Genomic DNA, 13,207 nt, shown 5'->3' with positions numbered 1-13,207 from the left:
AGGAATGGACATGGTAAACAAAGACGTAACAAAAGTATGTATCGGAAAAATTGAAGAATTGCCTGAACAATTAGGCAAAACAGTGTATATTGAAGATAAGGAGCTCGCGGTTTTCAAGCTTTCAGACGGAAGCATCCGCGCCATCGAAAACCGCTGTCCGCATAAGGGCGGCGTCCTGGCAGAAGGCATCGTCAGCGGTGAATATGTTTTCTGCCCGATGCATGACTGGAAAATTTCCTTAGAAGACGGAATCGTCCAAGAACCTGACCACGGATGTGTCAAAACATATGAAACGCTGATCGAAGGAGAACATGTTTATCTCGTATATTGATCAAAAGACCGGATCACTTTTCTAGTGGTCCTTCATTTTTTACAGTGACGGAAGGATGACATGATCATGAAGAACGGAATCGTATATTTCGTGGGAGCCGGACCCGGCGACCCAGGCCTGCTCACCATCAAAGGAAAACAGGCGCTCGAGGAAGCAGATGTGATTTTATATGACCGGCTCGCCAACCCGAAGCTGCTCGAATTTGCATCACCGGACTGCCAGTTTATTTATTGCGGAAAACTGCCAAACCGCCATTTTATGAAACAAAAAGAAATTAACGCCCTGCTGGTTGAAAAAGCATTAAATGGGTTAACCGTCGTTCGCTTGAAGGGCGGAGATCCGAGCGTATTCGGCAGAGTCGGCGAGGAAGCAGATGCTCTTCATGAGCACGGCATTCGCTATGAAATGGTGCCGGGAATCACCTCTGGAATTGCAGCGCCGCTATATGCGGGCATCCCCGTCACGCATCGGGATTTTGCATCGTCTTTTGCCATGATTACAGCGCATGATAAATCATTAAAAGGCACGCCGAACCTTGACTGGGAAGGGCTTGCCCGAAGCGTTCAAACCCTTGTTTTTTACATGGGTGTCAAGAACTTGTCTTATATTTGCCAGCAGCTTATTTCATACGGGAAATCGCCTTCTGTCCCTGTCATTGTCATCCAATGGGGAACGTGGGGCCGCCAGCGGAGTGTGAAAGGAACACTTGAGAACATTCAGCAAAAAGTGCAGGAACACCAGATTACAAACCCTGCGATTATCGTCATCGGAGACATCGTCAACTTTCAAACACACAGCTGGTTTGAAAGCAAACCGCTCATCGGACGGCATTTGATGGTTGTGACTCATGGCGAAGATGAAGACCCGCTTGCAGACAAGCTGCGCGATTCCGGCGCCGATGTCATCGAGTGGCCGAAATGGCGGACCGAAAACATGCCTGTCAATGAAGACATTCTTCGAAAAATTGGCACCTTTGAAGACGTTTTTTTCACATCGCGCCGGGCAGTTTGTGAATTTTTCAGAGCACTGGCTTCTCAGAAAATCGACATCCGCCAGCTGACAGCCAAACTGAGTGCAGCATCTGAGCAAGCAAAGACAGAGCTTGAGAAACGGGGCTTTCTTGTCACCGCCATTCAGCCTAATTCAGAAAAAACTCTGGTTGTTGGGAGCCGCCATGCAGTGGAATTCATGCAAAAGCATGAATCCTGTTCGTTTTATATCACTCATGAAAACGTCATAGATGACCGGTTCACCCACATGATTCAGCGTACCATCAGTGAATCCCCGCTGCACATGGTCATTTGCCCGAACAAGCTGTCCGTTCAGCAATTGATCAATGGTGGCGAACAAATTGGCATTTCGACGGATCCATCAGCAAGCCGGCCTCCTATCGTCTGTATAGGTGATGACTCAGCTGCCGAAGCTTATGGATTCACAGCCGTACAAGAACAGGATGAATTATTTGCTTTCATCCAAAATCAACAAGCGGAAAAAAAACTCCTTCACAGCTGATGGCAAACAGCCCTTTCCCCCAAGGGCTGTTTTATTTATGTACCAATTTTTTATGATGGGTTGAATACATCGCCATATTCTCAGCCTTAGGATCCAAATAAGCCTTAGCGCTGTTGACTGCTGTCGGGCCTTCGGTAAAGCCGCCGGCAATTAATCTCAGCTTGCTTTCATAAAAAGCCGCGTCGCCCGCCACAAACACGCCCGGAAGATTCGTTCGCATATGTCTGTCAGCTTTCACCCTGCCTTCTTCAATCTCCAGCCCCCACTCCATCATCGGCCCGAGATCAATTTTGAACCCATGATTAATGATCAGCTCATCAATTTCTATGTCTTCCCTCTGGCTAGACTCAGTATGACAAACGGTCACGCTTTTGATGCCCTCTTCATCTCCGTTCAACTGCTCCAGCCGATAAGGCGTAAGCACCCGCACCGATGATTGCTTCATTTTCGTCACGCTGCTTTCCATTCCGCCGAATTCCTCGCGGCGATGAACGACAGTCACAGACGCCGCAATCGGTTCCAGCTCATTGGCCCAATCGACGGCAGTATCTCCGCCGCCTGATATCACCACGCGCTTATCTTTAAACGCATCGAGCTTCTCCACTCCGTAATGAAGATTTTTGCCCGCATATCGGGCCGCATCCTCGCTGTCAAACTCATTGACCTCAAGTGTACCCATGCCGCAAGCCAAAATCACAGTTCTTGTATAGTGCTTTTCCCCTTCAGAACCCGTCAGTACAATGGTGCCGTCATTCAGGCGTTCAAACCCGGTCACACGCTGATTCAATACGATATCAGGATCAAACGTTGCCGCCTGCTCCTTCAGCTGCTCGATCAGCTGCTTTCCCGCAATCCCCGGTATGCCGCCGATATCGCGAATGATTTTCTCAGGAAAGAATAAAGACACCTTCCCTCCGAGCTTCGGCAAAAATTCGATTACCTTTGTTTTCAGCTCCCGCATCCCGCAGTAAAAAGCAGTAAACAGCCCAATCGGCCCCCCGCCTATAATCGTAACGTCATATACCTCTTGATTCTCAGCCATCCGTCCTGCCTCCCGTTCACATCTATATCAAAATTTTAATTGAGAATGAATATCAATACAAAGTATATCATATTCAAGGGCCTTTGTTTATTCATTTCTTCACCTTGTGATCAATTGCTGAAAACCCTATAATAGGCAAAAAACAAATGGGAGTAACAGATGAAAAGACGAGTCGAAACGATCACCTTCGAAGGACATACACTAGAATATTCAGTGGCTGGAAAGGGTGCCCCCATCCTTGTCATGCATGGCGGGCATTCAAATTGTTACGAGGAATTCGGATACACAGCGTTGATTGAACAAGGGTATTCCATCATTACGCCTTCAAGGCCCGGCTATGGACGAACGTCAAAAGAAATTGGAAAAAGTCTTGCCAACGCCTGCCGTTTCTATGTGAAATTATTAGATCATTTACAAATCGACAGTGTCCATGTGATCGCCATCTCAGCAGGAGGGCCGAGCGGCATATGCTTTGCCTCACATTATCCAGAAAGAGTAAATACATTGACTCTGCAATCCGCGGTCACCAAAGAGTGGCTCACCCCAAAAGACACTGAATATAAATTGGGGAGAATTCTCTTCCGCCCGCCGGTGGAAAAGTGGATATGGAAGCTGATTTCTTCTTTGAATAACGCTTTCCCGCGTTTGATGTTTCGATCTATGAGCCCCCAATTCAGCACGCTTCCGTTTCAGCGAATCAAGTCCTTGATGAATGAAAAAGACATAGAAGCATTTCGGAAAATGAACAGCCGGCAGCGCTCGGGTGAAGGATTTCTGATTGACTTGTCACAAACCGCCGCTGTCTCTTTAAAAGACCTGCAAGCCATCATATGTCCCGTGCTGATTATGCAAAGTGTTTATGATGGATTGGTTGACTTGTCACATGCACATCATGCAAAAGAGCACATTCGTGGCGCTGTTCTCTGTTTGCTTCACTCATGGGGACACCTGATTTGGCTCGGAAAAGAAGCTGCAGAAACAGACAGTATCCTATTCGGCTTTTTGGAATCCTAACCAAAGTGAAACGATCCTTTCCCTTCCTCCGTCAAACAAGCAGTGCCTTTTTTTCTGGTATCATAAGAAAGGCAGCTTAACATGAGCGGAGGTTTTATTGTGACAGCACAATCATCTTTTCTTCAGCTGAATTCTATTTTTATCAGCATTTTAATAGAAGCCATTCCGTTTATTCTGATTGGCGTCATACTTTCCGGAATCATTCAAATGTTTGTTTCTGAAGAAATGATTGCAAGAATCATGCCGAAAAACCGTTTTCTCGCCGTTTTATTCGGTGCGCTGGCCGGCGTTTTATTTCCCGCATGCGAATGCGGCATCATCCCGATTACGAGGCGGCTTCTGTTAAAGGGAGTTCCTCTGCATGCGGGCGTTGCTTTCATGCTGACCGCGCCTATCATTAATCCTATCGTTTTATTTTCTACTTATATTGCGTTCGGGAATAGATGGAGCGTTGTCTTTTACAGAGGCGGACTGGCTCTCGCCGTTTCGCTGATCATCGGGGTCATCTTATCCTATCAATTTAAGGATAACCAGCTTTTAAAGCCTGATGAACCCGGGCACCACCATCATCATCACGGCACCTTGCTCCAAAAACTGGGCGGGACCTTGCGGCATGCCATTGATGAATTTTTCTCCGTGGGGAAATATTTAATCATCGGCGCCTTTATCGCAGCCGCTATGCAGACGTATGTCAAAACATCCACTCTGCTTGCGATCGGGCAGAATGATGTATCCTCTTCCCTCGTGATGATGGGCCTGGCGTTTGTCCTGTCGCTTTGTTCAGAAGTTGATGCGTTCATCGCGTCTTCCTTCAGCAGCACATTTTCATTAGGATCGTTAATCGCCTTTCTCGTCTTTGGCGCAATGGTGGATATTAAGAATCTATTGATGATGCTTGCGGCCTTCAAAAAACGATTTGTTTTCCTGCTGATTACATACATTGTCGTGATTGTTTTAGCGGGATCACTACTGGTAAAGGGGTGATTGGATGTTTCGTTTATTGGTGCTGATGGGATTTACGTTTTTCTTTTATCATCTGCATGCCTCAGGAAATCTAACAAAATATATCAATATGAAATATGCCTATCTATCCTTTATTGCGATCTTCCTGCTGGCCATTCTGACCGCCGTCCAAGCATATCTATTTATCAAGTCGCCTGAAAAAAGCGGACATCACCATGACCATGATTGCGGGTGCGGCCATGATCACGAGCATGACCATGAACAAAACAAGCCATTTTATCAGCGTTATTTGATTTATGTTGTTTTTCTTTTTCCTTTGGTGTCAGGCATCTTCTTCCCGATTGCAACGCTTGACTCATCCATAGTCAAAAGGTTCTCGTTTAAGGCGATGGAGAGCGGAGATCACTACTCCCAAACACAGTATTTGCGGCCTGATGCCAGCCTTTATTACGCGCAAGACAGCTATGACAAACAAATGAAACAGCTGTTTAATAAGTATTCCAGCAAAAAAGAGATTTCTCTGACCGATGACGATTTCCTAAAAGGAATGGAAACCATCTATAACTATCCGGGTGAATTTCTCGGACGGACGATAGAATTTCATGGGTTTGCTTACAAAGGAAACGCAATTAACAAAAATCAGTTTTTCGTATTAAGGTTTGGCATCATTCACTGTATCGCTGATTCCGGCGTGTACGGGATGCTTGTGGAATTTCCGAAGGACATGGACATCAAGGATGATGAATGGATTCACATTAAGGGCACTCTGGCCTCAGAGTATTACCAGCCATTCAAGTCAACTCTCCCTGTCGTCAAAGTAACTGACTGGAATACCATTAAAAAACCTGATGATCCGTATGTTTACAGAGGATTTTAAGTGAAGACGAAACCAGTACAAGTACTGGTTTCTTTTTTATTTCTTTTTCATCAGCATCAAATCGAGATAGAGCTGGCACCGTGTTCTGAAATCGCTTAAATCGATCGATGTCATCTCAGTAATCTGTTTGATGCGGTAATTCAATGTATTTTGGTGAATAAACAGCTGTTCTGCCGCTGGTTTTGTTTTGCAGTTGTTGAGGAGATAGATTTCCAAGGTTTTGAGCAGCTCAGTGCTGCTTTCTTCGTCTTTTGCTTTTAATAAAGCTAAATCTTTATTCTCGTATTCTAAAAATTCATTTTTCTGTTCGATGCTTTCTAAATAGCGGTAAATGCCGAGTTTGGCATATTCATATGGAATGTTTTCCTGATTGCCGGTGATTTCTGCGGCTTTGATGACTTCAAGTGCTTCTGTGTAGCTCTTGCCAAGTTTTAATAGGTGATTATATTCGTTTCCGATACCGATATAAATAGGGGTAGGTATTTTTTGAAAGTGAAAATGTGTTAACAGCTTGTTAATAAACTCAGAAGCTGCTGAGGAGACGGAGCTTTTTTGGGAAAAACTCGCTACGACGATGACAATATTTGATTCGATCGTTAAGACATGACTGACCTTATCCCGTAAATTCAAGTACGACCTGATATTTTCCTTTAAATCCTCTACCGCTTCCCCATCCCCATTTGCGGCGTGCAGGATAACAACTGAAAACATGGAAGGCAGCACGGTGTTGATCCTTTCAGCTTCCCGTCTGAGTTCCTTCTCAGAGGTAAATTGCTGATAGATCGCCCGTTTGATGAGATCCTCTGCTTTTTCTTCCTTTTCCTGTTTCAATTTATTCGTTTTATAAATGATTTTCCCGACATGGAAGGAGGTCTCGTACAAAAAGTCGAGCTCTTCATCCGTCAGATTTTGGTCCAGCTCCTGAATCCAGATGTAGCCCATGACTTCCCCTTTGTGCTTTGCACTCACGACCACCCTCTGGTTTAACCCAATGCTTTCAATTTTATTGACGCGAAACGGCTCAGGCTCTGTTTTTAATTTTTCAATAATACCGTCCTTCAGAAACCTCTCAAAAATCTGGACCGGACACTTTTTCGAAAAAATAGTCTGCTGGTTGGCAGAATCAAAATGGTTAATATAGTAAGAATTATAGGCTAATAAAAAGAAATCCGCGCTTTCCAGTATCACTGGCTTTTGCAGTTCATAGCTAATAAAATCAATCAGCTTATCAACATCTGAAAATGAAAAAACTCTCTCTAAAAGCTCTTCCATACCTTTTTCTCCTATACTTTTTTACTTTAATCATATCCATACGGGGTCTTTTTGTATAGAAAAAAATACGTTTGTTTCCAAAAGAAAAAAATGGCCGTTTAAAAGGAGAAAAGAGGAAAAAGGGACAGCCCCTTCCTCCTCCTTTCGATCTTTATTGTGACATTGTATCTTGGTAGTCGTTGAACTGGTCTGTGACAGCTTGTGACGGAGCCTGCGTCAATATGCTGACAAAAAAGACGGATAATAGACTCGCAGCAAAACCAGGTATCATTTCATACAGAAAGTCCGAAAGACCGGCATTCGCCCAAATGATTACAGTCGCTGCTCCCACAATCATGCCGGCGAGTGCCCCCCATTTGGTCATTCGTTTCCAAAACAGACTGAGCAGTACAACCGGCCCGAATGATGCACCGAAGCCCGCCCACGCGTAGCTGACCAATCCAAGGATGGTGTTATTTTTCTCCCAAGCCAGAACCAACGCGACAATTGAAACAGCCAGAACAGCCAGACGGCCTAAAAACACCAGTTCTTTATCTGAAGCTGAGCGTCTGAACATCGACTTATACAAATCTTCTACCAGAGAGCTTGATGTCACAAGCAGCTGGGAAGAAATTGTACTCATAATCGCGGCCAAAATCGCTGAAATCAGAAAACCCGTGATAATCGGATGGAACAAGATATTCCCTAACTGAATAAAAATCGTCTCAGGGTCCTTCAGTGTCATGCCCCGCTGATGGTAATAAGCGATTCCGCCCAAACCGGTCAGCACTGCGCCTACTGCAGACAAAATCATCCAGCCCATCCCGATTCTGCGCGCTCTTTTGATCTCTTTGACAGACGTGATCGCCATAAAACGCACAATAATATGCGGCTGGCCAAAGTATCCCAGCCCCCAGGCAAACAAAGAAATAATGCCAAGGACGCTCGTTCCTTTGAAAATATTAAACATATCAGGATCTACAGAGCGGATTTCAGCAACTGTATCACCTGCTCCTCCCGTGTGGAAAAACGTAACGATCGGCACAAGAATGAGTGCGGCAAACATAATGATCCCCTGAACAAAATCTGTCCAGCTGACTGCCAAAAAGCCGCCAAACAGGGTATATGCCACAACAACACCCGTCACAATCCACAGGCCGGTGTGATAATCCATCCCCAAGATGCTGTTGAATAAGACGCCGCCGGACACCATTCCGGACGATACATAAAACGTGAAAAAGACTAAAATGACAATTCCTGAAAACAGTCTGAGAAGCTTTGTTTGATCTCCGAAGCGATTTTCCAGGAATCCGGGAATTGTAATGGAATTCCCCGCTTTTTCAGTATAGGTTCTCAGCCGCGGTGCGACGTAAAGCCAGTTCGCCCACGCTCCAAGGCAAAGTCCGATGACGATCCAAGCGCCGCTCAGACCAGTAGAAAACATGGCGCCCGGAAGCCCCATTAGCAGCCAGCCGCTCATATCGGCAGCGCCGGCACTGAGAGCAGTTACTGCCGGACCCAAAGAGCGTCCTCCCAGCATGTAATCCGTCAGATTCGACGTACGCTTGTAAGCAAAGTAGCCGATTAGCAGCATTCCCGCCATATAAATACAAATCGAAATAATCAGCTGTGTGTTTTCTATGGCACTTCCTCCTCTTTTTTATAGTATATGGATGAAATGGACACCCCCGCAGGGAGGATGCCCATTTAGTCCCGCTTAGAACATTTCACTGATTGTTTTTGCTTGCATATGCAGAGCCAAGTAATCCGGTCCGCCTGCTTTTGAATCCGTTCCCGACATTTTGAAGCCGCCAAACGGATGGTAGCCGACGATAGCACCTGTACAGTTGCGGTTGAAGTATAGGTTTCCGACATGGAATTCCTGTTTCGCACGCTCGATGTGCTTGCGGTTGTTTGTGATAACCGCGCCTGTCAAACCATATTCAGTATTGTTTGCTACTTCTAAAGCTTCATCAAAGTCTGACACTTTACAAAATGCAACGACAGGTCCGAAAATTTCTTCCTGCATGAGTCTTGCTTTCGGATCAAGGTCAGCGAAGATCGTCGGTTTGATGAAGTATCCTTTCGAATCATCACCGGTACCGCCGCTTACTAAACGCCCTTCCTGTTTTCCGATCTCAATATAGCTCATAATTTTATCATAAGAACCTTGGTCAATGACAGGTCCCATATAAACATCTGCACTGTCAGGTTTAGCTGTTACTTTTGATTCCGTAATTTCAATAACACGCTCTAATACTTGATCATACACTTTTTCATGAACTACTGCACGTGAACCTGCAGAGCATTTTTGTCCCGCAAAGCCGAATGCTGAAGTAAAGATCGATTGAGCCGCTAATTCAATGTCCGCATCCTCATCAACAACAACCGTATCTTTCCCGCCCATTTCAGCGATGACACGCTTTAAATGCTGCTGGCCCGGCTGTACTTTCGCAGCGCGTTCGAAAATTCTCGTACCAACTTCTCTTGATCCCGTAAATGTGATAAGGCTTGTTTTCGGATGGTCAACAAGATAGTCGCCTACTTCCGCTCCGCTTCCCGGAACAAAGTTGACTACGCCTTTTGGCAATCCGGACTCTTCAAGCACCTCAACAAATTTTGCTGCAATAACAGGTGTAGCACTCGCAGGTTTCAGAACCACTGTGTTTCCAGTAACGATCGGCGCCACTGTTGTGCCTGCCATGATCGCAAACAAGAAGTTCCAAGGCGGGATAACGACTGTCACTCCAGTCGGCGTGTATACATATTGGTTTTTCTCGCCTTCACGGCTGTTGACCGGTTTGCCTTTTGCCAGTTCGATCATTTGGCGTGCATAATACTCCATGAAGTCAATCGCTTCAGCCGTATCGGCATCCGCCTCGTTCCAAGGCTTTCCTGCTTCTTTCACAAGCAAAGCTGAGAATTCATGTTTTCTTCTGCGGACTTTGGCAGCAGCGCGGAACAGGACAGCCGCTCTCTCTTCAGGAGACGTATATCTCCACTCTTCAAATGCTTTTGCAGCCGCTTGAATCGCTTGCTCAGCGTGCTCTTGAGACGCTTTTGACACTCGGCCGACGACTTCTTCTTTATCAGCCGGGTTGATTGAAACGATTTTCGCTTCCGTTTCCACTCTCTCGCCGTTAATGACAAGCGGATAGTCTTTTCCTAAATATTCGCTTACTGTCGCAAGCGCTTTTTTAAACGCTTCCACGTTGTTTTGATCTTGGAAATTTGTGAATGGCTCGTGTTTGTAAGGTGTTGTCATGATAATCTCTCCTTTTTTACTTCTTTGTCATTCCTTTGAAAGCAAATGCAATGTTTGACGGACGTTCTGCAAGGCGTCTCATAAAATAGCCGTACCAATCCTCGCCGTATGGCAGGTAGACTCTCATGTTATAACCTTCTTTTACGAGGCTGAGCTGGGTTTGCGACCGCATGCCGTACAGCATCTGAAATTCAAACTTGTCATTGGCAATGCCATGTTCCTTGGCAAGCTGCTTTGTAAAGTCGATCATTTTGTCGTCATGTGTGGCAATCGCTGTATAGTGACCGTTTAAGAGCTGCTTTCGGATGATTTTTTTGTAATTTTCATCGACATCGCTTTTCTCAGGGAAAGCTACTTTTTCTGATTCTTTATAAGCTCCTTTTACAAGGCGAAGGAACGGGTTTAAAGAATCCAAATCGTCAATGTCTTTTTCCGTCCGGTACAGATAGGCTTGCAGCACTGTGCTCACATGCTCGTATTTCTTTCTGAAATCTTTGAAAATATCAAGCGTTTTCTGGCATCTGACTTCGTCCTCCATGTCAATGGTGACCATGATTTTATGTTTCTCGGCCGTCTGAAGGATTTTTGTCATATTTTCATACACCAAATCCATATCTATATCCAAACCTAAAGACGTCATTTTTAAAGAAACGTGTGAGTTCAGCTCCTGATCCGCGATGGTCGCAATGGTTTGAATGCACTCTTCCGTACGCTCCCGTGCGACCTCGGCGCTGTTCACAAACTCGCCTAAATGATCGACAGTAACTGACAAGCCTTGGCTGTTAAGCTGTCGAATGGTCGGGATTGAACTGTTAAAGTCATTCCCGCCGATAATTTTACCCGCTGCTACCCGGCTTCCCCAGTTTCTTGCCATTTTATTGAGAAAGCCGCTTTTGGATAAAAATAAGAAAAAATCTCTTGTGATCACTTCCAACCTCAACACCCCGCAATCTAAGAAGTATTTGTATGAGTTTATTGTAAATGGACAAAACCGACGTTCACAATATTCTCAAAATACAAAGATTCTGATTATTTTTGTGGGTTTGCCACAATCAGATAGTTAGAAAGTCGGGGGGGATTCTGTCGAATAAAGGAGAAAAGGAAGCGACAAAAAACATCAGCTTCCTCCATCCTTCCACACTTCTTCAACCGTATTCAAAAGCAAACGGTTCAATTCAGGTGTCATATCTTTTTTCTCTGCCTTCAGTTCTTTTGCCTCTTCCATGATTCTTTCGATTTCCGTTTCAATGAATTGGTGAATAACATTGATTCTTGCTTCGAGGTCAAGCTCTTCCCCTCTTCTTTTCCGTTCAAGCAAAGTTTCCATTTCAGCCTTCAGCTCGGGTTCAGCAACAAGTTCATTCATCAAAACAGTAAAGTCCATTGGCGGTATGGTTCCGTGCTTTTCAATCCATTGGCAGGCCAAAATAGGCCGAAGAACGTAGAAGTACTTTTTAATTTTGACCTCTTGTCCTTGTAGATAATCCTTGACGTTCCTTCTCGCCATATTGATATAGTGATACACGCTTGCTTCAGGCTTAAATGCCTCCGTGCGCAGTTTTCTTAACTGCTCTGCGGTCGTAAATGCTTCGTAATACACAATGTCTGAGGACAGCCATTCGAGGAGCGGAGGGTTTGACTTTTTGAAAAGCCGAAGCGTTTTTCTCAGCTCCCAGCCGCTGATATCCAACAAATCGTGAATCGGTTCCTCAATGACATCACGCTCCTGCTCAATTGAAAAATACCACTCCTTTTTCGGCACATAAATAAAGCGGACGTCGTAATCACTATCCTGCGACGGAAATCCCCATGCGCGGCTTCCTGACTCGACGGCATACACGATTTTGACTCCATATGACTGCTCGATCCGTTTTAATTCATCAATGATTCTTTGTTTCATATCTATTCGTCTCCAGTCTGTTCTCATTCCGGCAGTTTGCAGAAAAAAACCGCCTGATGATATGCGGCGGCTTTTCACATTTATCAGCCTTTAAGATGCTGCTTAAAGAAAGCAAGTTTTTCCGTTTGAAAAGCAGGGATATACTCATGTCCGAAGTAGCGGTACACCTTCAGCTCTTTCTCTGTTTCCAAATGATTGTAGGCGGCAAACACGGTGGACGGCGGCGTGACCTTGTCAATCAGGCCGATTGACATCAGGACAGGCACCTTCACTCGGTCAGCGAGATTCATAATATCGAAATATGAAAGTGTCTTCATCGCCTGCACTTCTGTTTCCGGGCTGCCATTTCTTCTGAAGAAGGAATTGATTTCAAGGTACGGCTGTTCAAGCGCCACATCAATGGCCCGTTCGAAGTTGCTTAAATAAGGATAATCGGCAACCGCGGCTTTTGGAATGTCTGACAGCGCTGCTGCGGCAATGGTTAAACCTCCGCCTTGGCTTCCTCCTGTCACACCGATCCTTGTTTCGTCAACCTCGTCGAAGCTGCTGATGACCTCAAGCGCGCGGACGGCGTCCAAATAAACACCGCGGTAATAGTATGTATCTTTATCAAGAATTCCTTTCGTCATCCAGCCCAAAGCGTGACCGTGCGGTGAAATACTCGTATCCTCGCTGCTCTGCTGGCCGCGGACAAGCATGCCGAATGTGGCGTAGCCATGGAGTGCCCAGTTTACCATTTCATGAATCTCACCATCATAGCTTGCATTGTAGCCATGATATTTCACGATCGCCGGATGCGGGCCTTGCTTGTCAGGCACCGCGTACCATCCGGTAATGCGGGCGTTTCCGAAGCTTTTATATGTGAGACGGTACACTTTTACTCCGTCAGCAGGATAGTCAACCGGCTGTAGATCAGGTTCTGCTTGGACTTTTGCAAGTTCCTCCAAAGACAATTTCCAAAACTCAGAAAAATCTTTCGGTGCTGTTTTTTCAGGCTTATATGTTTGCAATTGGTCGAGCGGCAGATCGAATAGTTGCATTTCCGATTATTC

12 protein-coding genes are annotated in these 13,207 nt (G+C 45.4%); 5 read left to right on the top strand and 7 right to left on the bottom strand.

Annotated elements, in window-relative coordinates; all coding sequences use genetic code 11:
- Window positions 1-10 precede the first annotated feature (10 nt).
- Both nirD and cobA read left to right on the top strand, forming a co-directional pair.
- The gene (gene nirD / locus NST79_RS01945; RefSeq protein ID WP_014475751.1) at window positions 11-331 is read left to right on the top strand and encodes a nitrite reductase small subunit NirD; all 321 of its coding nucleotides are present in this window, start codon (window positions 11-13) and stop codon (window positions 329-331) included.
- 60 nt (window positions 332-391) lie between these two features.
- Window positions 392-1,843: a uroporphyrinogen-III C-methyltransferase gene (gene cobA, locus NST79_RS01940; protein WP_080479505.1), complete on the top strand. Its 1,452-nt coding sequence runs from the start codon at window positions 392-394 to the stop codon at window positions 1,841-1,843.
- A 31-nt stretch (window positions 1,844-1,874) separates the two neighbouring features.
- Here cobA and ffoR read toward each other — a convergent pair whose 3' ends face one another.
- Entirely contained in the window at window positions 1,875-2,885 is a 1,011-nt protein-coding gene (gene ffoR / locus NST79_RS01935; RefSeq protein WP_069322353.1) for a ferredoxin--NADP(+) reductase, read from the bottom strand.
- Between the two features lie 159 nt (window positions 2,886-3,044).
- Between ffoR and NST79_RS01930 the strand changes: the two genes are divergently transcribed.
- From NST79_RS01930 to NST79_RS01920, 3 genes are all read left to right on the top strand, one after another.
- The gene (locus NST79_RS01930) at window positions 3,045-3,899 is read left to right on the top strand and encodes an alpha/beta hydrolase (RefSeq protein ID WP_212060615.1); all 855 of its coding nucleotides are present in this window, start codon (window positions 3,045-3,047) and stop codon (window positions 3,897-3,899) included.
- A 99-nt stretch (window positions 3,900-3,998) separates the two neighbouring features.
- Window positions 3,999-4,883, top strand: a complete 885-nt coding sequence (locus NST79_RS01925; RefSeq protein ID WP_010886400.1) for a permease — start codon at window positions 3,999-4,001, stop codon at window positions 4,881-4,883.
- 4 nt (window positions 4,884-4,887) lie between these two features.
- A complete protein-coding gene (locus tag NST79_RS01920; protein ID WP_212060613.1) occupies window positions 4,888-5,739 on the top strand; it encodes a TIGR03943 family protein in 852 nt (283 codons plus the stop codon).
- 36 nt (window positions 5,740-5,775) lie between these two features.
- Here NST79_RS01920 and putR read toward each other — a convergent pair whose 3' ends face one another.
- The 6 genes from putR to cah form a co-directional block, all read right to left on the bottom strand.
- Window positions 5,776-7,011, bottom strand: a complete 1,236-nt coding sequence (gene putR, locus NST79_RS01915; RefSeq protein WP_003234651.1) for a proline utilization transcriptional regulator PutR — start codon at window positions 7,009-7,011, stop codon at window positions 5,776-5,778.
- 151 nt (window positions 7,012-7,162) lie between these two features.
- Window positions 7,163-8,584 (bottom strand): sodium/proline symporter PutP, encoded by a 1,422-nt coding sequence (gene putP, locus NST79_RS01910; RefSeq protein WP_010886399.1) that lies wholly within the window; start codon window positions 8,582-8,584, stop codon window positions 7,163-7,165.
- A gap of 123 nt (window positions 8,585-8,707) precedes the next feature.
- Window positions 8,708-10,255: an L-glutamate gamma-semialdehyde dehydrogenase gene (gene pruA / locus NST79_RS01905; RefSeq protein ID WP_003234655.1), complete on the bottom strand. Its 1,548-nt coding sequence runs from the start codon at window positions 10,253-10,255 to the stop codon at window positions 8,708-8,710.
- A gap of 16 nt (window positions 10,256-10,271) precedes the next feature.
- A complete protein-coding gene (putB, locus tag NST79_RS01900; protein WP_003246421.1) occupies window positions 10,272-11,183 on the bottom strand; it encodes a proline dehydrogenase PutB in 912 nt (303 codons plus the stop codon).
- Between the two features lie 189 nt (window positions 11,184-11,372).
- Window positions 11,373-12,155 carry a nucleotidyltransferase domain-containing protein gene (locus tag NST79_RS01895; RefSeq protein ID WP_129092922.1) on the bottom strand — a complete coding sequence of 261 codons (783 nt, stop codon included), beginning with the start codon at window positions 12,153-12,155 and terminating at the stop codon, window positions 11,373-11,375.
- Between the two features lie 83 nt (window positions 12,156-12,238).
- Entirely contained in the window at window positions 12,239-13,195 is a 957-nt protein-coding gene (cah, locus tag NST79_RS01890; RefSeq protein ID WP_049140234.1) for a cephalosporin C deacetylase, read from the bottom strand.
- Between the last annotated feature and the right edge of the window lie 12 nt (window positions 13,196-13,207).

Source organism: Bacillus sp. PS196, from assembly GCF_037963555.1.
GTDB lineage: Bacteria > Bacillota > Bacilli > Bacillales > Bacillaceae > Bacillus > Bacillus subtilis.
The sequence above is the reverse complement of the archived record's forward strand: the minus strand, read 5'-3'. Positions and strand labels throughout refer to the sequence as shown.